The sequence below is a fragment of the Pseudomonas fluorescens genome (assembly GCF_001648775.1).
In the GTDB taxonomy this organism is placed as follows: Bacteria; Pseudomonadota; Gammaproteobacteria; order Pseudomonadales; family Pseudomonadaceae; genus Aquipseudomonas; species Aquipseudomonas fluorescens_M.
Genome location: NZ_LVEJ01000020.1, coordinates 14,550 through 34,530 on the forward strand (window position 1 = coordinate 14,550; position 19,981 = coordinate 34,530).

Sequence of the window (19,981 nt, forward strand, 5' to 3'; positions counted from 1 at the left end):
TACACTGGCGCCCTGGCCTGCCGGGAATACAACAATGAAACACGTTGCCGCCAAAAACCCTGAAAAAGCCCCGCGTTTCTGGCGCGACGCGGCGCTGCCATTCATTGAAGCGCGGGCCATCGCCGATGGCCGCGAGGTCTGCTACGCCCGGCATTCCCATGCGCACTTTTCCATTGGCGCGATCACCGCCGGGCGCAGCACGTATGTGCATGAGCAAGCACAGTTCGAAGTCGTGGCAGGCACCGTGGTGCTGATGAATCCCGGTGATGTGCATGCGTGCAATCCGATCGATGATCAGCCTTGGTCGTACGTGATGCTGTACGTCGAAACGCCGTGGCTGACGGATTTGCAGCATCAACTGGGCTTCGCCAGTGACCTTGAGTTTCGGCGGTTTTGCGACACGCATCTGCAGGACCCAGGATTGTTTCGCGACCTGATCGCGCTTTACGACGTATTGGTCGACGAGCAACAGGATGTCTTGCGCAAACAAAGCGCGGCAGTGGAATTCTTCAGCGACCTGCAACTGCGCCTCAACCCTGCCGGCCCGTCCTTGCGCGAGCCAAATTTCAAACTTGAACGCGCCGCCGACTTCATCCGCGCGCATTGCACCGAGGTGCTCAACCTCGACGACATCTGTGCGGCGGCACAACTGTCACCGTCCTACCTGATCCGCGCCTTCAAACAGCATTACGGCATGACGCCCCACGCTTTTGTGGTCAACCAACGCATCCAGTTCGCCCGCGAGCGTTTGCGCAGCGGGCAGTTGATTGCCGACGTAGCGCTTGAAGCCGGGTTTGCCGATCAGGCGCATTTTCAGCGGGCGTTCAAGCAGCATCTGGCGGCGACGCCGGGGCAATATCGCGGCTGACACCTCATCTGAAACTCAACACTGTCCCCTGTGGGAGCGAGCCTGCTCGCGAATGCGTTGGTTCAGTCAGTTCATTCATCGACTGATACACCGCTTTCGCGAGCAAGCTCGCTCCCACAGGGGTCAGAGTGATTGCCTGATCGGTCTCACATTCAGATATTGACATATCGGTAAATTCCGATATCTTCGCGGCATGGACCTACTCGAAATCTTCAAAGCCCTCTCGAACCGTACACGCCTGGAAATCCTCAAAGGCTTGAAGGATCCCGAGAAACACTTTCCTCCCCAGGACGAAGGTGACGTGTACACGGTGGGCGTTTGCGTCAGCAGTATTCAGGAAGGTGTCGGGCTGTCGCAGTCGACGGTGTCCGATTATCTGGCGACGCTGCAACGCGCCGGGCTGGTTGAAGTCAGGCGCATCGGCCAGTGGACTTACTACAAACGCAACGAAGCCGCGATCAGTGCCCTGGCCGAGATCATCGGCAGCGAGCTGTAATTTTTTGCCCCATGATATCGAGAATTCCCGATATCCCTTTTTACCGAAACGAGGAAATGCAATGAAAGCGATGATCCTTACTTCATTTGGCGGCGCGGAATCGTTCGAACTGTGCGACGTGCCCAAACCCGTTCCGCAAGCCGGAGAAGTGCTGGTGCGGGTACATGCCACCTCCATCAACCCGCTGGATTATCAGGTGCGCCGTGGCGACTATGCGGATTTGGTGCCCCTGCCAGCCATCACCGGTCACGACGTCTCCGGCGTTGTCGAAGCCGTCGGGCCGGGGGTGACGGCTTTCGCGCCGGGCGACGAAGTCTGGTACACCCCGCAGATATTCGACGGCCCGGGCAGCTACGCCGAGTACCACGTTGCGGCCGCAAGCATTGTCGGCAAGAAGCCTGCGACGCTGAGCCATCTTGAAGCGGCGAGCCTGAGTCTGGTGGGCGGCACGGCGTGGGAAGCGCTGGTCGTGCGGGCAGCGCTCAGAGTCGGTGAAAGCGTTCTGATCCACGGCGGTGCGGGCGGTGTCGGTCATGTCGCGATTCAGCTGGCCAAAGCCATCGGCGCGAAGGTCTTCACCACCGTGCGTGAAGCCAATTTCGAGTTCGCCCGGCGCATGGGCGCCGATGTGCTGATCGACTACGAAAAGGACGATTACGTCGAAGCGATCCTGCGCGAAACCGAGGGGCGCGGCGTCGATGTCGTGTTCGACACCATCGGTGGCAACACCTTGGCGCGTAGCCCCGACGCACTCGCACAGCTGGGCCGCGTGGTGTCGATCGTCGACCTTGCCCAGCCACAAAACCTGATCCAGGCCTGGGGCAAAAACGCCAGTTACCACTTCGTATTCACTCGGCAGAACCGCGGCAAGCTCGATGAACTGAGCGCCTTGATCGATCGCGGTCAATTGCGGCCGCATGTGGGCGCGGTGTATTCGCTGGCTGACCTGGGACTTGCCCATGCCAGGCTGGAGACGCCCAATAACGGTGTTCAAGGCAAAATCGCGATTGCCGTTGCGCCGTCGCCCGAACTCGCCAATCGCTGAACCCAGTGCAAGGAGAACACCATGATTTATGAGATCGCTTTACTGCCCGTTCACACAGAACAAACTGCGGCGTTTCGGCATGCGTTTACCGAGGTCGAGCCTTTGCTCAAACGCGCAAAGGGCTACGGCGGCCACCTGCTCGCACAAGGGATCGAAACGCCAGAGATCTTCAACCTGATCGTGCGCTGGCAATCTCTTGAAGATCACACGCCGGGGTTTGAAGCGAGTGAAGACCATCGGGTTTTCATGCTGGGTCTGGAGGAGTATTTTTCCGAGGAACCGAAGGTTTATCACATTGAGGGTGGCGTTTTTGCGCAGCCGTTCAACTAATCTCTGGCAGTGACGCCGATCAATGTGGGAGCGAGCCTGCTCGCGAAAGCGGTGCTTCAGTCGGCATATCCAGTGACTGACACACAGCATTCGCGAGCAGGCTCGCTCCCACAGGGTCAAGTGAACAACAAGTAGATTGCACTCAATGCCAACAAGCCCGCCATCACCCGATTGAACCAGCGCATCCCCGCCGCATTGCTCAAATACCCACGCAAAAACGTCCCGGCATACACCCAGCAGCCGACCGACAGATAACAGATCACCAGATAGACCGCCGCAAACTGCCAGACCAACCGCGCCTCGCCATCGGCGACAAACGCGCCCATACCCGCGACGCAGGCCAGCCAGGCTTTCGGGTTGAGCCACTGCATCACCGCGCCATAGAGCATTGATGGCGCCCGGGCGGAATCCTTTGCGTTCAACTGCCCGTCATCCATGGCCAGTTTCCACGCCATGAACAGCAGAAACGCCACACCGGCCAACTGCACCACTCGGGTCATGAACGGCCAGAGCTTGAGTACCTCGTGCAGACCCAACCCCATCAGCACCAGCAGCAACACAAACCCTAACGTGGCCCCGGCGACATGCCGCTGGCTGGCGCGAAAGCCGAACTGTGCCCCGGAACTCAACGCCACGATATTCACTGGCCCCGGCGTGATGGACGCCGCCAGCGCAAACGCCGCCATCGAAACAATCAGACTCATCGCACACCTGCTTCAAATCGAGGAACAAGGTGCTCACCCTAGCCACCGCCCTGCTCCCGGTATTGAAGAAAATGCCCCTGACCGCACATATCCCTTGTGGGAGCGAGCTTGCTCGCGAAAGCGGTGGGTCATTCAACACTGCATTGCCAGGACGACCCCATTCGCGAGCAAGCTCGCTCCCACATAAAAATCGAGGCTCAGTCCAAACGCGGCACGGTGAAGCGGAACTCGCTGCCCTGCCCCGGCTCGCTCTCGGCGAAGATCCGTCCGCCGTGGGCTTCGACGATGCCTTGGGTGATGTACAAACCCAGGCCCGTACCGGTCGGATTGCCCTCTTTCACCGTCCAGTAACGGTCGAACACATGCGGCAAATGTTCCTTGGGAATGCCTTCGCCACTGTCGCGCACGGTGAAGACGATGTCATCGCCAACAGACGTGGCCTGCACGCCGACCGTGCCCAGTCGCGGGGTGAATTTGATCGCGTTGCCGACCAGGTTCGACAGCACCTGAAACAGCCGCTCCGGGTCGGCATGAATGCGCAGATCAGCATCAGCGGCGAAGGAAATGCTGATGTCCTTGTCCAGTGCCAGCGGCGCAAGCAGTGCCTGCGCTTCTTCGAACATCTGCCCGACGTCGAGTTTTTGCGGGGTGATGGAGTAGCGCCCGGCATCGATTTTCGAGGTGTCGAGCAAGTCCTCCAGCAGTGTGTTCATGCGCCCGGCGGCTTGTTGCATGGTGTCGATGGCCGTGGAGATGCGCCGCGAGGTGTGCGGGCCGTCGGAGCTGAAGGCCTTCTGCATCATGCCGCAGAGCATTGAAATCACGGTCATCGGGTTGCGCAGATCGTGCGACACCACCGCCACCAACTCATCACGTGCACGGACCGCTTCCTGCTCGCGGCGCACCTGCCGGGCCAGATCGTTTTCCAGCGCCGAACGCCGCAGGTCGTTGGCCGCGAACAAATCACCGTGGCTCCACTTGGTGGAGATCCCGGCCATCTCGACTTTCCAGATTTCAAACGAGGTGCGCGGGCGCAAGCGCAGGCCGGCGTCGGAGTTTTCCAGGTCCAGCGGCTTGCGCGGGTCGCCGCTCCAATTGATGTTTTCCTTGACCTCGGGACGGAACCACAACACACCGTTGTCGACCGGTTTCGGCAGGCTCAAGGCGAGCACGCCGCTGGCGACCTGCTGATAGTGGGCGGCCGGCGGATAGACGCTGGCCAGATGATGACTGGCGAACACCGGCTCGCCGCCGTTCTGAAGCCACTTGTGCAGGGCGCGGATTTCTTCCGGCTCCGGGCAGTTGCCGTAGCGGTGCAGTTGTTTGTCTTCGATGATTGCGATACCGCCGGCATTGGTCAGCGCCATCAGGGTTTGCGGCTGGTTGGCCAGACCGTCGAAGACATTCTGCGGCGAGTCGATCATCGCTTGATTGAGCAGCGCCAACGCCTCGACCTTTTCTTCGCGCTGACGGCTGATCTCCAGCGCTTCCATGGCGCTGATCTGCAGCGACAACACTTGACCGATGGTCTGGCACGCCGCGCGTAATTCATGCGGCACATGCAACGGCTGGCGATTGCCGCAACTGATCAAGCCCCACAGCTTGTCGCCCTTGAGCAGGGAAATGCTCATCGACGACAGCACGCCCATGTTCTTCATGTATTGGCAGTGGATCGGCGACACGCTGCGCAGCGTGGCAAAACTCAGGTCCAGCGGCGCGTCAGTGTCCGGGCGCAGCTTTGGCAGCAGCGGCACCGGTTGGTAGTCGGCATTGGGGATGATCCGCAGCCAATTGGTCCGATACAGCTCGCGCGCCTGCTCGGGAATGTCCGACGCAGGGAAGAACAGGCCGTTGAACACTTCCATCGACGGGTCCGAGGCTTCAGCGATGACCTGGCCGTGGCCCTCTTCCTCGAAACGGTAGATCAGCACCCGGTCGTAACCGGTCATCGCCTGGATTTCCTTGACGCTGATGTCGTACAGCGCCTGCAACGTTGTGGCCGCTTGCAGACGCTGGAGCATGCGCCCCAGATGGGTCTGGTTGCCGGCGACGTTGCGCGGCTGGAAGTTCTCGACGTGGATTTCCAGCTCCAGAATCAGCACGCCCTGATGACGGTGCAGCAAGCCTTCGAACGCGGTGCCGTTGAGCCGCAAGCGCAGCGGCTCCAAGTCAGACAGCGAAGGTTGCAGCAAGGCTTCGCGCACTTGCGCCGCTTCGGCATCGCCAATCAAGCTTTCCAGTGGCTGACCGATCAGGCTCTGCGGCGCGCGGCCCAGCAGGGTTTCGACGTTGGCGCTGACTTGAATGATCACCAACTCAGGCTCGCTAAGGGTCAGCAACAAACCGTGGGGCTGGATCGCGCCGGGGAAACGAATCGGCTCGTCGGCACAGTTGGCCAGCAGTTCTTCAAAGGCTTCTTTGTCTTGCGGATTCATGCCAGTACCTCCCGGCTTTCGAGCCAGTGCTCGAAACCGCTGAATGTGGTTTGTGCCGCTGTGACGACGGCGGCGCGCTCGGTGGCGCTCATTGGGCGATTGCCCAGATACTCAATAAAATCGCGCCAACGGCGCCCGGTGGCAGCGCCGTAAATATCGAGAAAGGCTGCACCGTTGTCGGCTTCCAGGCCTAACCGTGTCGAGATTTCCCGGCGCAGGATTTGCCCGCCGAGCGTTGCCCCCTCCAGCACATAAAGCACGCCAAGGCAGGCAGCGCTTGAGTCGATGACCGGCAATTGCTGGCAGTGCGGCAGGCTTTGCAACACTTCGGTAGATACGCCCAGCAGGTGCAGATCAGTGCGCAAGGTTGGCGCTTTGAGTCGGGGCGTCAGATCAAAATCGGCAGGCATTGCATCGCTGCGGAGCAAGGCGTTTTCCAGCGGCAGATAGAAGCCGTAATAAGCCTGCATCAGCCGCACAAAGGCCTGCTTATCGAGGGTATCGGAGAAAAAGGGAAGGCGTTTTTCCAGTGCGATGTGCAGCTCGGCAGTGCCGGCCCGCAGATCTTGCAGCACCGGTGGCACATAAACTTCACGGGCCTTTGCTTGCATGTAGATCGCTCTTGGTGGGGCCGCCTGGGGCCTAACGGGGTGAGTGCAACGTCGGCGAAATTTTACACGGCTATCGCGATTCCTGACCGGCCGGATAATTATTTCTGCCGAAACCATCACCCTCTGAGTCATTCAGAGTGAAGGCATCTGCAAAAAGTTCGACCGCGTTGCCCAACAGCCCACGGGCGCTGTACCGCGACAGCGCTGCGTGACTGTATGGGTCGGGGCGCCTGGTGGCTGTGCTAAAAATATCGCTCTGGTTTCTGGAGTGCCGTCATGAATCTCGCCACCCTCACCCTGTTTCTTCCGGCCTGTTTCGCCCTGAACATGGCCCCCGGGCCGAACAATCTGCTGTCGGTCAGCAACGCCACGCGTTATGGCTTTCGCCGCGCGTGCACGGCGGGCATCGGGCGGATTCTGGCGTTCGCCGGGATGATTGCGCTGGCCGGTGCGGGCCTGTCGGTGGTGCTGCAGACCTCGGAATGGCTGTTCCATGCGATCAAGATCATTGGCGCGGCGTATCTGTTGTATCTGGCCTGGCAGTTGTGGCGGGCCAATCCTGAGGCCGAGCAGCTGGTAACGGGCGCGACCGTTGGTTTCTTTGCGTTGGCGCGGCAGGAGTTTCTGGTGGCGGCGGGCAATCCGAAGGCGATCCTGTTGTTTACCGCGTTTCTGCCGCAGTTCGTCGACCCGACGCGCCCGGTGCCGGCGCAGTTTGCGGTGCTGGGCGTGCTGTTCCTGTTGCTGGAATGGATCGCCATCAGCGCCTACGCGTGGATGGGCCTGCACATGCGCCGCTGGTTCGCCGAGCCGCGCGGCAAACGGATGTTCAATCGTTGCTGCGCAGGCTTGCTGTCGGCGGCAGCTTCGGTGTTGTTGCTGGCGAAACGCGCTTAAGCCGCGGATGGGCCTTTGAGTTCGACCTGATTGCCGTCCGGGTCGAAGCAGTACAGCGACAGCCCTTTGCCCTCGGCGCCGAAGCGTGACTCGGCTTTTGCCACGCTCAGGCCGAAGGTTTGCAGATGTTCAATCAGCGCCGCTTCATCGAACGGTTCGATGCGCAGGCAGAAGTGATCGACGTTGCGCCGCTCGGCCCCGGCCGCCGCGCCGCCCTTGCGGCCGAGTTCGCCTTGCAGGTCGACGAGGTCGATCATCGAAGTGCCGGCGCGCAGGTGGATCAGGCCCAGCGGTTCGTTGCGTTTGACCACTTCAGCGCCGAACACCTGGCCGTAGAAGTCAATGCTGCGCTGCAGATCGGCGACGCGCAGGACGATGTGATCGATATGTTGGATAGTGAAGGGGTGCATGGGTTGGGTTCCTCACATTCAGCGACCCGCTCATTGTGGTGCAGAATCGGAAAAATTCACTGTCGATTTTCCGGTGGAGCCATCGACAAACTGGTTTTACTCTCAGCCCATGAACATACAAACCGCTGTTTTGCCGCCCCACGCCGAGATGGTTCGCGCCATGCTCGAACGCGACACTGCCTATGAAGGCGTGTTCTTCACGGCCGTAAAAACCACCGGGATCTTCTGCCGTCCCAGTTGCACGGCGCGCAAGCCAAAACCGCAGAACGTCGAGTTCTTCGCCCATGCCGACGATTGCCTGTCGGCGGGTTATCGCGCCTGCCTGCGCTGCAAACCGCTGGACGCCGCGGCCATCGCGCCGGACTGGGTGCAGCGCTTGCTCAAAGCAGTGGAGGCCGACCCGGAGGTGCGCTGGAGTGATGCGCAGTTGCTCGCTGAAGGCATCGAACCGCTGAAACTGCGGCGCTGGTTCAAACAGCATTTCGGCATGACCTTCCATGCGTGGCTACGCACGCGCCGCTTGGGCATGGCGCTGGGCGGCATCAAGCAAGGCACCTCGATTGATCATGCCGCGTTTGATTCAGGCTATGAGTCGCTCAGCGGTTTTCGCGATGCCTTTCAGAAGTCCTTTCACATCACGCCCGGCCGCGTCGCGCAGAGCGAACCACTGCTGTTCACCCGACTGACCACACCGTTGGGGCCGATGATCGCCATGGCCGAGCGCCGTGGGCTGGTGTTGCTGGAGTTTCTTGATCGCCCGGCGCTGACCCGCGAGGTCGAGGAATTGCAGAATCGCTACGGCTACGCAGTCGCGCCGGGGCACAACGCGTATTTGCAGCAGATCGAGGAGCAACTGGCGCGGTATTTCGCCGGCGAGCTGACGAACTTTACCGTATCTCTGCATCTGCCCGGCAGCGAGTTCGCCCGGCAGGTCTGGTCGGCGCTGCTGCAAATCCCTTATGGCCACACCAGCACCTACGGCGCCATCGCCGCCGGTATGGGCAAGCCCGGCGCCAGTCGCGCGGTCGGTCTGGCCAATGGGCACAATCGTCTGTCGATTGTGGTGCCCTGCCATCGAGTGATCGGCGCGGATGGCTCGCTGACCGGCTATGGTGGTGGGCAGCCGCGCAAAGCGTTTCTGCTGCGGCTGGAAAACGCCGCCGTGCAGCTCGCCCAACCATTGGCTTTCTGACCAACCCGATCAACTGACAAGAAGGATTTTTGATGAACGCGCTCGCTACGCAGTTTCACCAGTTGCACCAGCAAGGCCTGTTGATTCTGACCAATGTCGCCGACGCCACCGGTGCGCGACTGGTCGAGCACCTGGGCGGTAAAGCCGTGGCCACCAGCAGTGCGGCGGTGGCCTGGGCTCACGGGTATCCGGACGGCAACGCCCTGCCCCTTGACCGTCTGGTGTCGACAGTGGAATCCATCGCGCGGGTGATCAGCGTGCCGTTGACTGTGGACGTCGAGGCCGGTTATTCCGATGACCTCGGGCGCGTGGCGGAAGTGCTGGAGGCGGTGATCGCGGCGGGTGCCGTGGGGATCAATATCGAGGACGGTTCTGCGGATCCCGAGTTGCTCGCGCGCAAGATCGAAGTGGCGCGACAGGTTGCCAACAAGCGCGAGGTGCAGCTGTTCATCAATGCGCGCACCGATGTCTATCTGAAAAGCCTTGTGCCGGCCGAGGATCGCGTTGCCGAAACCCTGCGTCGTGCGGCTCTGTATCAAGCGGCTGGGGCTGATGGTTTGTTTGCGGCGGGCGTCACCTCGGCCTATGAAATCGAGGCCATCTGCAAGGGCACTGCGCTGCCAGTCAATGTCCTTGGTTTCGCTTGCCTGCCTTCGCCTGAAGAACTGCAAGCGCTTGGCGTGCGCCGCTTGAGCGCGGGTTCCGGCATCGCCGAATTCCTCTATGGCGCCATGGGCGGGCTGGTGAAAAGCTTTCTGGCCAGCGGCAAACTCGATACCCATGACCTCAAGGCGTTCACCTACGGCGAGGTCAACGGTTTGCTGAAATAACATGCCTGATGCCTATCAAGCGGCCAGCGAGTTTCTGGCCGCGCTTGATGCGGACTGGCAGCGCCATATCGCAACGGTCGGCCCGTGCCTGCATCAACCGCATCCGGCGCGTGATCCGTATGAATCGCTGGTGCGGGCGATTGCTTATCAGCAACTGCATGCCAAGGCCGGGGATGCGATTGTCGGGCGCTTGGTCGGGTTGTTTGCTGGGCAGTCGTTTCCGCGTCCCGAGCAGGTCCTTGCGACGGATTTCGAGCGCATGCGCAGTTGCGGGTTTTCCGCGGGCAAGATTGCGACGATTCAGGGGATCGCTCAGGCGACGCTGGACGGCGTGGTGCCGGATCACGCCACGGCGTTGGCGATGGACGATGAGGCGTTGATCGAGCGTTTGGTCAGCCTGCGCGGGGTGGGTCGCTGGACGGTGGAGATGTTGCTGATTTACAGCCTGGAGCGCATGGATATTCTGCCGGCGGATGACTTTGGCGTGCGTGAGGGGTATCGGCGGTTGAAGGGGTTGGAGGTGCTGCCGACGCGCAGGCAGATGGTTGAGATTGGGTTGGGGTGGAGCCCTTATCGGACGGTGGCGGCGTGGTATTTGTGGCGGGTGCCAAAACCGTTGCCCTCACCCTAGCCCTCTCCCAAAGGTAGAGGGGACTGATTGGGGGATATTGGGGATTTACGCCGACTTGAAATAGCGTCTGTGAATCCATGATTGCCAAGACTTCTCAATTCCATGATCGCCCTAGACCTCTCCCAGAGGGAGAGAGGATTGATTGGGGGAGATTGGGGGTTTACGCCGACCTGAAATAGCGTGGGTGAATCCATGATCGCCGAGGGTTAAAACCATAATCGACTCGATTTTTCAGGTCGATGTTTAACGCAAGACACCTCGGTCGGCCCCCTCTCCCTCTGGGAGAGGGCTGGGGTGAGGGTCAGTTTTTCACAGCCCGGACTTCAACCGGCTGAACGCCCGAATCAGCGCCCGATTGAACGCCTTGCCATTGTCATTCTTGCTGTACAACGTGGCCCTGACGCCGGCCGAGGGATACGTCCCCGGATCATTACGTATCGCGGCATCGACCAACCCATCCGCCGCCGTGATCGCATTGGCGTAATGAATGGTGTCGGTGATCGGCGCAATCACCTGCGGCGTCATCAAATAATCCATCAATGCCAACCCGGCCTCTGGATGCGGCGCGTCCTTGGGCACCACCATCGCATCAAACCAGATCAACGTGCCCTCTTTCGGAATCCGATAACTCAGCGTGAACGGCTTCTTCGCCGCCTCAGCCTGCCCCGCCGCGATGGCGACGTTGCCGTTCCACGACATCGCCACGCAGGTGTTGCCATTGGCCAGATCGCTGATGTTCAGGTCGTTGTCGAAATAACGAATGTATGGGCGGATCTTCGCCAGTTGCTGCTCGGCGAGTTTCAAGTCATCGAGGTTCTGTCGATTGATGTCCAGCCCCATGTACTTCATGACGGCAGCGAATACTTCGTTGGGATCGTTGAGCAGACTCACCCCGCAATCAGCGAATTTCGAAACCACCGCCGGATCGAACAACATCGCCCAACTGTCCGTCGGCGCATCCGGCAAACGTTGCTTGATCGCCTCTTCCTGATACCCCACGCCAGTGGTGCCCCAGGCGTAAATCCCGGCGTAACGATTACCCGGATCGAACACGGCCATATGCTGGCGAAACTCTTCACCGACCCCGGCAAAGTGCGGCACTCGGGCCTTGTCCAACGGCTGGATGGCGCCGCTTTCGATGGCCCGCGACAGGTGCTGCCCTGCAGTCAGCACCAAGTCATATCCGCTGCGCCCGGTGAGCAGTTTGGTCTCGACGGTTTCCAGCGAATCAAAATGATCGGCGACTACGTGAATGCCGGTTTGCGCCTCGAAATTCTTCAGCGTATCCGGCGCCAGGTACTCGCCCCAGATGTACAGATTAACCACCGGTTTCGCGCTGTCGGCAGCCTGCACACACAAGGGTGCAAGCACCAGCAATAACGCTTGAGTCAGTTTGTGCAGGCGCATGCTCAGGCTCCCTTTTTCAGGCCGGCGTATTGCGGCATGGTGATGCACGCGACGTTGCCGCCGCCGAGAAGGATCTCCCGGGAGTTTTCGATGCCGACGATTTTGTGCTGCGGGAACAGTTCGGCCAGCGTCGCCATCGCCACTTGATCGTTGCGATCACCAAACAGCGGCACGACGATCGAGCTATTACCGGCGTAGTAGTTGATGTACGACGCGCAGATTTTCGTGCCGGCCTGACGGGTGTGGGTGCTGTCCTGCTGATCGAGGCCGTCGGCTTCTTCGGCGGTCCACTCCAGTACGTCCGGTTGTGGCAGTTTGTGTACGGTCAGCTCGCGCCCCCGGCTGTCGCGGGTGCTGCGCAGGATGTCGTAGGCCTCTTGGTAAATCTCCCACTGCGGATCGTCGCGGTTGTCAGTCCATTGCAACACCACTTCGCCCGGACGGACGAAACACGCGAGGTCGTCGACATGGCCATCGGTTTCGTCGAATTTGCAGCCGCGTGGCAGCCAGATCACTTGTTCGGCACCGAGGTAATCGGTGAGCCGGCGGGTAACTTCGTCCTTGCCCAGATGCTGGTTGCGATTGCGGTTGAGCAGGCATTGTTCGGTGGTGAGAATGCTGCCCTGGCCATCGCTCTGGATGCCGCCGAGTTCAGCAATCAGCGGCGCGCGGTAACGGTCGAAACGCTCGATTTCGAGGATCTTGCTGGCGATCTGGTCGTCCTTGTCCCACGGGTAATAGAGGCCGCCGTCGAGGCCGCCATAGGCGTTGAACTCGAAGTCGACGCCACGCACTTCACCACTTTGATCGTTGACCACAAAGCATGGGCCGCTGTCGCGGAACCAGGTGTCGTTGCAGGTCATCTCGACCACGCGCACTTGCGGCGGCAACTGCCGGCGCGCCGTGGCGAACTGCGCGGCAGAGACGCACACAGTGACCGGTTCGCTGTGGGAGATGGCGGTGACGATCTGCACCCAGACTTTCTGCGCCGGTTTGGCGCCGTTGCGCCAGACGTCGGTGCGCTCCGGCCAGCCGAGCCAGCAACCGGATTTGGCTTCGAATTCGCCGGGCAGACGGAAACCGTCGTGTTTAGGGGTGGAGTCGAGCAAACGTGCCATGGTCAAACCTCGTCTTCGCGATGGGATTGGAATGACCACAGGCTAAGGGCGCACGCAGCACGCCCGCCAACGATGATTATTGTGGAACAGTTGAATTCAACTCATCAATCAGCCAGTTGATCGTTGAACCATTCGAGCATTTGCGCCACCGCCGGGCGCTCCAGCCGCAGCCGCTCGCAAACCAGCGCGTATTGGCCGAGCGCGGTCATGCTGGAAGCGAATGGGCGCACCAGACGGCCAGATTGCAGGTCTTCCTGCGCGGTGAGGTTGTCGCCCATGGCCACGCCCTGCCCTTGCGCCGCTGCTTCCAGCGCGAGGCCGGCGTGGGCGAAATACAATTGCCGTTGCGGGCGTTGATCACCCGCGTGGCTGGTCAGCCAGGCGGTCCAGGTCTTGCCGTCCTGATCGTCGTGCAACAGGCAGTGGCGGGCCAGATCCCTGGGTGTTTTCAAGGTGCCCTGATTGAACAGGCCCGGGCTGCACACCGGGAAGAATTGCAGATCGGGCAGTGGCCGAACGAAGTAGGCGCTGCTGTCCACCGGTCCGGTGCCGTAGGTGATGGCCAGATCGATGTCTTCGCCGGGGCCCGTGGCGTCGATCGGTTGTTCGTAGAGGTGCAAGGTGATGTGCGGGTAGCGTGCATAGAAATCGGTGAGGCGACTCATCAGCCACTTTTGCGCAAGTTCCGCGGTGACGGCCAGCCTGAGCACGGCCAGCGAGGATGGATCGCGCAGCTCATCGCAGGCCTCGCCGATCAGTTCGAAGGCTTGCTGCAGGCTTTGCATCAGGCGTCCGGCGGCGATGGTCGGGCGAATCTGGCGGCCTTCGCGGATGAACAGCGAGACGCCGAGTTGTTCTTCGAGCTGGCGGATTTGATGGCTGACGGCGCTGTCGGTGACGCACAGTTCAGCGGCTGCCCGGCCGAAATGCGCGTGGCGGGCGGCGCATTCGAACGTGCGCAAGGCGGCCAGTGAGGGAAGTCGTCGCATGGGAGGTGGTCCGTTTTTTTTGGTCATGCTGACTGGGCCGGCGGTCGGCGTCCAGCCCGTTGCCCTCACCCCAGCCCTCTCCCGGAGGGAGAGGGGGCCGACCGAGGTGTCTGGCGTGAAACATCGACCTGAAAAATCCGGTCGATTATGGATTCAACAAAACAGGTTCAGGTCGGCGTACCTCTTCAATATCCCACGGTCAGTCCCCTCTCCCTCTGGGAGAGGGTTAGGGTGAGGGGCTTTTGACTGTATCGCACTGTATCCCCGAAGCCGCAGACACACCAACAGCACAATCCCCCACCCCGCCGACACACCCCCGATACACCCCAACGCTGAAATGACCCGGTCGATTCACCTTGCCCCATCCACCGGAGAGATACCATGACCACCCCCTTCTCAACCGCCATCAAAGGCCTGCACCTGAACCTCGACCGCGCCGGCACCTGGCTCGCCCCTCTGACGCTGCGTCTGTTCATCGCCTGGGAATTCTTCGAGTCCGGCCTGGAGAAATTCAATGGGCAGAACTGGTTCGAAGACATTCAGGACAGATTCCCCTTCCCGTTCGATCACCTGCCAGCGACGCTGAACTGGGAGTTGTCGATGTGGGCCGAGCTGATCTGCGCCCTGGCAATTCTGATCGGCATCGGCACGCGCCTCTCAGCGATTTCGCTGATCGTGGTCACCGTCGTCGCCACTGCCGCCGTGCACTGGCCTGCGGACTGGTCGACGCTGAGCGAACTGGCGCAGGGCTATGCGATCACCAACAAGGGTTTCGGCAATTTCAAGCTACCGGCGATTTACCTGGCCGCGTTGCTGCCGCTGGTATTCGCCGGGGCCGGCAAGTTGAGTGTTGATGCGTGGCTGGCGCGGGTGTTCTGGAACAGAAGCACCCGCTGAGGCTCAATGCGCCCGATCCAGTCCCGCCAGCAAGGCACTGTCACGGCTGTAGATGTCCGGCGCGTAACGCACGCGGCCAGCACTGTCGACCTGCACGGTCCAGTAGGTCATCAGGATCGGCACCGGCGCCGACAAGCGAAATTCGTGGGTGGTGCCGGTGGCGAGCAAGGTCTCGGTACGGGCCTTTTCCGCCGGGCTCAGGAGCAGATCGCGCAGTTGCATCGGGTGCTCGACCCGCACGCAGCCGGAGCTGAATGCGCGCGGGCCCTTGTCGAACAGCGCCTTGCTCGGCGTGTCGTGCAGGTACACCGAGAACGGGTTGGGGAAGCGGATGACCATCTGCCCCAACGGATTACGCGGCCCGGCATCCTGGCGCAGGAGGATGTTGCCGGGGTTGTCCCAATCGATGTCCGCGGCGGCCAGTGGCTGGCCGTTGGCGTCGAGCACTTGCAGATTCTGTCGGCTGAGGAAGGTCTGGTCCTTGCGGATCGCCGGCAGTTTGTCTTCCTTCCAGATGGTGGGCGGTACCGTCCATGTCGGATTGAGGGTCAGACGCGTCACGCGGGATTTCAGCAACGGTGTCTGGCGTTCGGCGCGACCGACTTGAGTGCGCGTTTGCCAAACCGCCTGACCGCCCTGATACAGGGTCAGTTCGGCGGCGGCAACGTTGACCAGCAAACCATCGGGTTCCATGTCCTGGGCCAGCCAGCGGAAACGTTCGAGGTTGACCCGCAGCTGCTCGCGGCGAGCCAGCGGACTGATGTTGAGTTCGGTAATCGTCCCCGGCCCGACCACACCGTCAGCCTGCAGCGAATGGTTGGCCTGAAAACTCTTCACCGCTTCCACCAGCACACCATCGTAGGCGTTGTCAGGGGTGCCAATGAGGTGGGTCAGATAGCCTTCGTTGTACAGACGCTGAGCCAGTTCCGGCACGCGCTTGTCTTCCATTGCCGGGCGCAGCAACGGGCCGTTGCCGACGGCCTGCCACTGCGGCAAGGCTTTCAGGCGTTGCGCGGCATACAGATGACGCAGGTTTTGATATTGCGCCAGACGCGGACGAGCCAGATCGAACGCCGCTGCGATGTCGTGCATGCCCGGCACAGCGATGGCGAGTAATTCAGCCTGACGGTCGCGCGGCGCTTCATCGGCATGCCACAGCGGTTCGAAGTGCGATTGCAGCAGGCGCCCGTAATGCAGGTCTTGCAGGGCCTGGAGGTAGTTGCGGCTGATGTCGATGTCGGCACACAACTCGCCGTCCTGCGGCGCCGAGGTCGCGACCGGATAACGTTTTGGATTGAGGCCATCGTCGGCCAACAACTGCAATTGTGCTTGCAAGACCGGCAATTGTGCGGACTCACTTGCCCACACCGGCATCCAGTCCTGTTGCGCGTAGAAGGCCTGCAACTGCGTCAACGCCGGGCCGTTGAGGTGCGCGGCAATCGCCGGGCACGACTGCGGCAAACTGATCAACACCGCTTGCAGCGGACTCTGCGGCTCGACCGGCATTTCGGCCGGTGGCGTTGGCAGTGTCTCCAGCGGCGGCAGCGGCTCATCGGCACAAGCGACAAACGGCGCAGCGAGCAAACAAATGCTCAAGTAGCATGCGTACTTTTTGAACAACTGCTTTACTCCAATCCATGGCCGTCTAGATGATGGCCAACCTTACATCAGGTGCGCTGAACAGTCAGGCTCGATCAACGGGCTTGCGGGTATTGACTGGGAGTCAGGAGCCAAAGTGCCAACTAAGTAGCAAGTGAGGACACTTTATAAAATGTTGACGTTTTTGCGCCGACTTCTGCTGACCACCGCGACCCTTGTCGCCGTGTCCAGTCCAGTTTTTGCCGCCGGCAAGCCATCGCCGGTTCTCTTCACCAGCCTCGCGCACGCCGCGCCAGAACTCAATCCCCAGGCGCTGAAAGGTGCTTTGAACGCCATGCAATGCGCGGTCAACAACGGCGCGAAGCCGTCCCGCCACCTGGCGATCATCGACTATTCGCAACCGTCGACTGAGCGCCGACTGTGGATTTTCGACCTGAGTAAAAAGAAATTGGTGCTGCGCGATCTGGTTGCCCACGGTTCCAACTCCGGGGAAAACTTCGCCACGCAGTTTTCCAATGTCGAAGGCAGTTACCAGTCCAGCCTTGGCCTGTTCCGCACGCAGGAAAGCTACAGCGGCACTCACGGTTACTCGCTGCGCATGGACGGTCTGGAGCCAGGTTTCAATGACATGGCCCGCGATCGCGCGATTGTCATTCACGCTGCCAGTTACGTGAACCCGTTGTGGAGCAAGAAACAAGGGCGCATCGGCCGCAGCCAGGGCTGCCCGGCGGTGCGGCCACAGATTGCCAAACAGGTGATCGACCGGTTGAAGAATGGCCAGTTCATGTTTTCCTGGTACCCGGATCAGCGCTGGTTGAAGTCTTCGCCGTACCTGAACTGCCAGCCGCAGCAGGTGGCGAGCATTCTCAACAATCACGCGAGCTAAAGATTTCACCTGCACCGCAACTCCCTGTGGGAGCGAGCTTGCTCGCGAAGAGGCCGGCACATTCAACATGTATGTCGCCTGACCTAACGCCTTCGCGAGCAAGCTCGCTCCCACAGGGTTAGCGTTTAGCCTGGAAAATCTTCACGCACCGTTTCATTACAACTTTGTCATTCAGCTGTCGGTTTGCCGTGCGAATCGCTCGGTAGCCTGAAGTTGTCCCGGCGCCACTGCCGATCAACTTTGACCACTGAGTGACTGATCATGAAAAGCCTCCTGCTCGCCTTCACCGCCCTCCTCACCACCGGTAGCGTGTTCGCTGCGAACATGCCCGACACCGCGGTGATTCATGACAAAAGCGGTTTCTACGTCAATCTGGATGTCGACAAAGTCCTGTCCAGCACCGATATTTCACAAGCGTGCGGCGTGGTTCCGGCGCAATTGAACTACCTCGACCATCAGGGCCGCGAGCATGTGCTGGACTATCAGGTACAAGGCAGCGGTTGCATCAATGACCATTGAGACTGATCGATGAATATTCTGGTTGTCGAAGACGAACCCAAGGCCGGTAATTACCTGCTCAACGGTTTGCAGGAACTGGGTTACAGCGTCAGCCTCGCCCGCGACGGTGCCGACGGCTTGCACCTGGCGCTGGAACACAGCTTCGACGTGATCGTGCTCGATGTGATGATGCCCAGGATGGATGGCTGGGAAGTCCTGCGCCGGCTGCGCAAGGAAGCTGACACGCCGGTGCTGTTCCTCACCGCCCGCGACGATATCGCTGACCGCGTCAAAGGCCTCGAACTGGGCGCCGACGATTACCTGATCAAGCCGTTTTCCTTCGCCGAACTGGTCGCGCGCCTGCGCACCCTGACTCGGCGCGGGCCGATTCATGAGGACGAACAATTGCAAGTCGCCGACCTGCAGATCGACGTGCTCAAGCGCCGCGTGAGCCGCGCCGGGGTGCGCATTACCCTGACCAACAAGGAGTTCGCGTTGCTGCAATTGTTCGCCAGTCACACCGGGCAAGTGCTGGCGCGCTCGCTGATTGCCTCGCGGGTCTGGGACATGAATTTCGACAGCGACACCAACGTGGTCGATGTCGCCGTGCGCCGTTTGCGGGCGAAGATCGATGACCCGTTCCAGCTCAAGCTGATCCACAGCGTGCGCGGCATCGGCTACCGCTTCGATACCCAGCCATGAGCGGCCATCGCCCGTATTCCCTGACCCTGCGCCTGGCGCTGGTGTTTGCCTTGCTCGCATTCGCGTCGCTGGCCGGCCTCGGTGCGGCGCTGTATGGCGAACTCGAAGAGCAACTGACCCGCCGCGATGACATCTCGCTGGTCAGCCGCGTCGATCAACTACGCACCTTCCTCAACGACAGCAACACGCTGGAGTTGATCAAGAACAAACCGGCGCTGTTCCAGAACATGCTTGGCAACCGCGAAGCGCTGTTGACCATCGGCACGCCGGGGCAGCCGCCGCTGCTGGTGGTCAACCCGGGCAACCTCAACACACCGACGTTGCCGGCAGTGCCGATCGACCAGGCGATGACGCTGAAAGACGTGCAGCATCTGCCGAGCATCAACGGCGTGCCGTTTTCGGCGGTCGCGGCGCGTATCGATTCTGGCGAACTGGGCAATCTGCAAGTCACCACCGGGCGGCTGATGAGCGAGCGTACGGCAATGCTCGCCAACTACCGTTTGAGTGTTTATGGCCTCGCCTCGCTGGCCGCGCTGTTGCTGGCGCTGGTGGGCTGTTTGTTGGTGTATCGCGGTTTGTTGCCGTTACGGCGACTGGCGAAGCACGCCCACGGTATCGGCGTCGGCAATCTCGGTGAGCGCCTTGCCAGCAGCGGTGCGCCGCGAGAATTGCAGCCAATGATCGAGGCGTTCAACGCCATGCTCGATCGCCTCGCCAAGGGCTTTGCGCAGTTGAGTCAGGTGTCCACCGACATGGCCCACGAGTTGCGCACGCCGATCAATAACCTGCTCGGCGAAACCCAGGTCGCGTTGCAGCAGAATCGCAGCAGCGAGGCCTATCAACAGTTGCTCGCCTCCAACGTTGAAGAGTTGGAGCGACTGGCACGCATGCTCGACAACATGTTGTTTCTGGCACGCACCGATCCGGCCAGTGCCTTGAGCCAGCGTCAGGAGCTGGATGCGGCGGATGAGATGCAACGCATTGCCGATTACTTTGAAGGCCTGGCGGCGGATGTCGGGGTCAACATTGAGGCACGCGGCAGCGGTGTGATCTGGGCCGAACCGATGTTGTTGCGGCGTGCGTTGGCCAATCTGTGCGCCAATGCGATCAAGTACGGCGCGGCGGATTCGACGGTGCAGGTGGAGGCAATTGCCGAGGCGGATGGCAGTTATTTACGGGTCAGAAACCACGGCGCGACCATTGCGCCCGAGCATCTCGCGCGACTGTTCGAACGCTTCTACCGTGTCGACCCGTCACGCGAGCGCTCGGCGCAATCCAACGGTCTGGGCCTGTCGATCGTCGCAACCATCATGCAATTGCATCAAGGCCGCTACAGCGCCAGCAGTGCCGATGGCATCACCTGCTTCGAACTGTTCTTCCCCGCCCGCCAATCTCGGGACTGAACATCACCACTTTTCCCTTGTGGGAGCGAGCCT

The 19,981-nt window shown here is 60.8% G+C and carries 21 protein-coding genes; 13 read left to right on the plus strand and 8 right to left on the minus strand.

Annotated features, from left to right (window positions below):
* The first annotated feature begins 34 nt into the window (after positions 1-34).
* The 4 genes from A8O26_RS18820 to A8O26_RS18835 all read left to right on the plus strand — a co-directional run bounded on the left by A8O26_RS18820 (position 35) and on the right by A8O26_RS18835 (position 2,739).
* Complete coding sequence (locus tag A8O26_RS18820; RefSeq protein WP_064119314.1) at positions 35-868, plus strand: AraC family transcriptional regulator; 834 nt, start codon at positions 35-37, stop codon at positions 866-868.
* A 193-nt stretch (positions 869-1,061) separates the two neighbouring features.
* Positions 1,062-1,364, plus strand: coding sequence for an ArsR/SmtB family transcription factor (locus tag A8O26_RS18825; RefSeq protein WP_064119315.1), 303 nt, complete (start codon positions 1,062-1,064; stop codon positions 1,362-1,364).
* 61 nt (positions 1,365-1,425) lie between these two features.
* On the plus strand, positions 1,426-2,409 hold the full coding sequence (locus tag A8O26_RS18830; RefSeq protein WP_064119316.1) for a zinc-dependent alcohol dehydrogenase family protein: 984 nt from the start codon (positions 1,426-1,428) through the stop codon (positions 2,407-2,409).
* A gap of 21 nt (positions 2,410-2,430) precedes the next feature.
* A complete protein-coding gene (locus tag A8O26_RS18835; protein ID WP_064119317.1) occupies positions 2,431-2,739 on the plus strand; it encodes an antibiotic biosynthesis monooxygenase family protein in 309 nt (102 codons plus the stop codon).
* 116 nt (positions 2,740-2,855) lie between these two features.
* Here A8O26_RS18835 and A8O26_RS18840 read toward each other — a convergent pair whose 3' ends face one another.
* The 3 genes from A8O26_RS18840 to A8O26_RS18850 form a co-directional block, all read right to left on the minus strand.
* A complete protein-coding gene (locus A8O26_RS18840; protein WP_064119318.1) occupies positions 2,856-3,443 on the minus strand; it encodes a LysE family translocator in 588 nt (195 codons plus the stop codon).
* A gap of 197 nt (positions 3,444-3,640) precedes the next feature.
* The gene (locus tag A8O26_RS18845; RefSeq protein ID WP_064119319.1) at positions 3,641-5,878 is read right to left on the minus strand and encodes an ATP-binding protein; all 2,238 of its coding nucleotides are present in this window, start codon (positions 5,876-5,878) and stop codon (positions 3,641-3,643) included.
* Positions 5,875-6,489 carry a biliverdin-producing heme oxygenase gene (locus tag A8O26_RS18850; RefSeq protein ID WP_064119320.1) on the minus strand — a complete coding sequence of 205 codons (615 nt, stop codon included), beginning with the start codon at positions 6,487-6,489 and terminating at the stop codon, positions 5,875-5,877. The genes A8O26_RS18845 and A8O26_RS18850 overlap by 4 nt, the downstream gene beginning before the upstream one ends.
* Before the next feature lie 276 nt (positions 6,490-6,765).
* Between A8O26_RS18850 and A8O26_RS18855 the strand changes: the two genes are divergently transcribed.
* On the plus strand, positions 6,766-7,386 hold the full coding sequence (locus tag A8O26_RS18855; RefSeq protein WP_064119321.1) for a LysE family translocator: 621 nt from the start codon (positions 6,766-6,768) through the stop codon (positions 7,384-7,386).
* Here the strand turns inward: A8O26_RS18855 and A8O26_RS18860 are convergent.
* Complete coding sequence (locus A8O26_RS18860) at positions 7,383-7,796, minus strand: VOC family protein (RefSeq protein WP_064119322.1); 414 nt, start codon at positions 7,794-7,796, stop codon at positions 7,383-7,385. The two genes, A8O26_RS18855 and A8O26_RS18860, sit on opposite strands and share 4 nt — an antisense overlap.
* 109 nt (positions 7,797-7,905) lie before the next feature.
* On the opposite strand from A8O26_RS18860, the gene A8O26_RS18865 reads away from it, so the two are divergent.
* Genes A8O26_RS18865 through A8O26_RS18875 form a run of 3 tightly spaced genes read left to right on the plus strand, consistent with a single transcriptional unit; the run spans position 7,906 to position 10,449 of the window.
* Positions 7,906-8,988: a bifunctional transcriptional activator/DNA repair enzyme AdaA gene (locus A8O26_RS18865; RefSeq protein WP_064119323.1), complete on the plus strand. Its 1,083-nt coding sequence runs from the start codon at positions 7,906-7,908 to the stop codon at positions 8,986-8,988.
* Between the two features lie 32 nt (positions 8,989-9,020).
* Positions 9,021-9,818, plus strand: coding sequence for an isocitrate lyase/PEP mutase family protein (locus tag A8O26_RS18870; RefSeq protein WP_064119324.1), 798 nt, complete (start codon positions 9,021-9,023; stop codon positions 9,816-9,818).
* A gap of 1 nt (position 9,819) precedes the next feature.
* A complete protein-coding gene (locus A8O26_RS18875; RefSeq protein WP_064119325.1) occupies positions 9,820-10,449 on the plus strand; it encodes a DNA-3-methyladenine glycosylase family protein in 630 nt (209 codons plus the stop codon).
* 309 nt (positions 10,450-10,758) lie between these two features.
* On the opposite strand, the gene A8O26_RS18880 is transcribed toward A8O26_RS18875, so the two are convergent.
* From A8O26_RS18880 to A8O26_RS18890, 3 genes are all read right to left on the minus strand, one after another.
* The gene (locus tag A8O26_RS18880; RefSeq protein ID WP_064119326.1) at positions 10,759-11,856 is read right to left on the minus strand and encodes an extracellular solute-binding protein; all 1,098 of its coding nucleotides are present in this window, start codon (positions 11,854-11,856) and stop codon (positions 10,759-10,761) included.
* Between the two features lie 2 nt (positions 11,857-11,858).
* On the minus strand, positions 11,859-12,974 hold the full coding sequence (gene aguA, locus A8O26_RS18885) for an agmatine deiminase (protein ID WP_064119327.1): 1,116 nt from the start codon (positions 12,972-12,974) through the stop codon (positions 11,859-11,861).
* A gap of 104 nt (positions 12,975-13,078) precedes the next feature.
* Complete coding sequence (locus tag A8O26_RS18890; RefSeq protein ID WP_064119328.1) at positions 13,079-13,963, minus strand: LysR substrate-binding domain-containing protein; 885 nt, start codon at positions 13,961-13,963, stop codon at positions 13,079-13,081.
* Positions 13,964-14,344: 381 nt separating this feature from the next.
* Here A8O26_RS18890 and A8O26_RS18895 point away from each other — a divergent pair, with 381 nt between their 5' ends.
* Positions 14,345-14,860, plus strand: coding sequence for an HvfX family Cu-binding RiPP maturation protein (locus tag A8O26_RS18895; protein ID WP_064119329.1), 516 nt, complete (start codon positions 14,345-14,347; stop codon positions 14,858-14,860).
* Between the two features lie 3 nt (positions 14,861-14,863).
* Here A8O26_RS18895 and A8O26_RS18900 read toward each other — a convergent pair whose 3' ends face one another.
* Positions 14,864-16,480: a L,D-transpeptidase family protein gene (locus tag A8O26_RS18900; protein ID WP_064119330.1), complete on the minus strand. Its 1,617-nt coding sequence runs from the start codon at positions 16,478-16,480 to the stop codon at positions 14,864-14,866.
* Positions 16,481-16,631: 151 nt separating this feature from the next.
* Here A8O26_RS18900 and A8O26_RS18905 point away from each other — a divergent pair, with 151 nt between their 5' ends.
* The 4 genes from A8O26_RS18905 to A8O26_RS18920 all read left to right on the plus strand — a co-directional run bounded on the left by A8O26_RS18905 (position 16,632) and on the right by A8O26_RS18920 (position 19,948).
* Positions 16,632-17,345, plus strand: a complete 714-nt coding sequence (locus A8O26_RS18905) for a murein L,D-transpeptidase catalytic domain family protein (RefSeq protein ID WP_064119331.1) — start codon at positions 16,632-16,634, stop codon at positions 17,343-17,345.
* A gap of 261 nt (positions 17,346-17,606) precedes the next feature.
* On the plus strand, positions 17,607-17,864 hold the full coding sequence (locus A8O26_RS18910; protein WP_064119332.1) for a DUF2790 domain-containing protein: 258 nt from the start codon (positions 17,607-17,609) through the stop codon (positions 17,862-17,864).
* A gap of 9 nt (positions 17,865-17,873) precedes the next feature.
* Positions 17,874-18,545: a heavy metal response regulator transcription factor gene (locus tag A8O26_RS18915; protein ID WP_064119333.1), complete on the plus strand. Its 672-nt coding sequence runs from the start codon at positions 17,874-17,876 to the stop codon at positions 18,543-18,545.
* On the plus strand, positions 18,542-19,948 hold the full coding sequence (locus A8O26_RS18920) for a heavy metal sensor histidine kinase (protein ID WP_064119334.1): 1,407 nt from the start codon (positions 18,542-18,544) through the stop codon (positions 19,946-19,948). Before A8O26_RS18915 ends, A8O26_RS18920 begins: the two co-directional genes overlap by 4 nt.
* Positions 19,949-19,981: the final 33 nt, after the last annotated feature.

Bases quoted from the DNA above. Each gene is read 5' to 3' on its own strand.
- A8O26_RS18875 (WP_064119325.1), top strand. From the start codon at position 9,820: ATGCCTGATGCCTATCAAGCGGCCAGCGAGTTTCTGGCCGCGCTTGAT.
- A8O26_RS18835 (WP_064119317.1), top strand. From the start codon at position 2,431: ATGATTTATGAGATCGCTTTACTGCCCGTTCACACAGAACAAACTGCG.
- A8O26_RS18890 (WP_064119328.1), bottom strand. From the start codon at position 13,963: ATGCGACGACTTCCCTCACTGGCCGCCTTGCGCACGTTCGAATGCGCC.
- A8O26_RS18860 (WP_064119322.1), bottom strand. From the start codon at position 7,796: ATGCACCCCTTCACTATCCAACATATCGATCACATCGTCCTGCGCGTC.
- A8O26_RS18905 (WP_064119331.1), top strand. From the start codon at position 16,632: ATGTTGACGTTTTTGCGCCGACTTCTGCTGACCACCGCGACCCTTGTC.
- A8O26_RS18840 (WP_064119318.1), bottom strand. From the start codon at position 3,443: ATGAGTCTGATTGTTTCGATGGCGGCGTTTGCGCTGGCGGCGTCCATC.
- A8O26_RS18880 (WP_064119326.1), bottom strand. From the start codon at position 11,856: ATGCGCCTGCACAAACTGACTCAAGCGTTATTGCTGGTGCTTGCACCC.
- A8O26_RS18915 (WP_064119333.1), top strand. From the start codon at position 17,874: ATGAATATTCTGGTTGTCGAAGACGAACCCAAGGCCGGTAATTACCTG.
- A8O26_RS18850 (WP_064119320.1), bottom strand. From the start codon at position 6,489: ATGCAAGCAAAGGCCCGTGAAGTTTATGTGCCACCGGTGCTGCAAGAT.
- aguA (WP_064119327.1), bottom strand. From the start codon at position 12,974: ATGGCACGTTTGCTCGACTCCACCCCTAAACACGACGGTTTCCGTCTG.
- A8O26_RS18855 (WP_064119321.1), top strand. From the start codon at position 6,766: ATGAATCTCGCCACCCTCACCCTGTTTCTTCCGGCCTGTTTCGCCCTG.
- A8O26_RS18910 (WP_064119332.1), top strand. From the start codon at position 17,607: ATGAAAAGCCTCCTGCTCGCCTTCACCGCCCTCCTCACCACCGGTAGC.
- A8O26_RS18845 (WP_064119319.1), bottom strand. From the start codon at position 5,878: ATGAATCCGCAAGACAAAGAAGCCTTTGAAGAACTGCTGGCCAACTGT.
- A8O26_RS18895 (WP_064119329.1), top strand. From the start codon at position 14,345: ATGACCACCCCCTTCTCAACCGCCATCAAAGGCCTGCACCTGAACCTC.
- A8O26_RS18865 (WP_064119323.1), top strand. From the start codon at position 7,906: ATGAACATACAAACCGCTGTTTTGCCGCCCCACGCCGAGATGGTTCGC.
- A8O26_RS18920 (WP_064119334.1), top strand. From the start codon at position 18,542: ATGAGCGGCCATCGCCCGTATTCCCTGACCCTGCGCCTGGCGCTGGTG.
- A8O26_RS18870 (WP_064119324.1), top strand. From the start codon at position 9,021: ATGAACGCGCTCGCTACGCAGTTTCACCAGTTGCACCAGCAAGGCCTG.
- A8O26_RS18830 (WP_064119316.1), top strand. From the start codon at position 1,426: ATGAAAGCGATGATCCTTACTTCATTTGGCGGCGCGGAATCGTTCGAA.
- A8O26_RS18825 (WP_064119315.1), top strand. From the start codon at position 1,062: ATGGACCTACTCGAAATCTTCAAAGCCCTCTCGAACCGTACACGCCTG.
- A8O26_RS18820 (WP_064119314.1), top strand. From the start codon at position 35: ATGAAACACGTTGCCGCCAAAAACCCTGAAAAAGCCCCGCGTTTCTGG.